The organism is Embleya sp. NPDC050493, from assembly GCF_044458105.1.
GTDB lineage: Bacteria > Actinomycetota > Actinomycetes > Streptomycetales > Streptomycetaceae > Embleya.
This window is the reverse complement of sequence record NZ_JBITHP010000067.1, coordinates 5,993-6,360: the sequence shown is the minus strand read 5'-3', so window position 1 is coordinate 6,360 and position 368 is coordinate 5,993. Positions and strand designations below refer to the sequence as shown.

Genomic DNA, 368 nt, shown 5'->3' with positions numbered 1-368 from the left:
GGGGCCACCTTGCGGGTGTCCAGGTCCAACAACGCGGCGACCGTCGGCACACCGCCGGAGAACTCGCGACGCCCACCGTCACGATCGTCGTCGGGTGAGGCCGAGGCGGTACCCGCGGCCGCCGTGCCGGCGAGCAACAGCCCGCCCAAACCACCCGCGGCCAACAACCGGCGACGGGACGACGAAGGGGAAGAACCGAGTGAGGACATGGGGGTCCCGCTCACTTTCTCGATCCGTGCACGAAGGGGGTATGCGGCGCGGGGGGGGGGGCCCCCCCGCCGCGCCGCCCCCCCCCCCCCGGGGAAAACAAGGTGTTTGGGGTCCGGGGGAAGTTGGGCCAACCCGGGCAAAGGTGGGGGGGCCCCCCC

General features: G+C 73.6%; 1 pseudogene. It reads right to left on the bottom strand.

What is annotated here, in order from left to right:
* Nucleotides 1-224: pseudogene (locus ACIBM5_RS47010) on the bottom strand (hypothetical protein); the annotation flags it as partial.
* Between the last annotated feature and the right edge of the window lie 144 nt (nucleotides 225-368).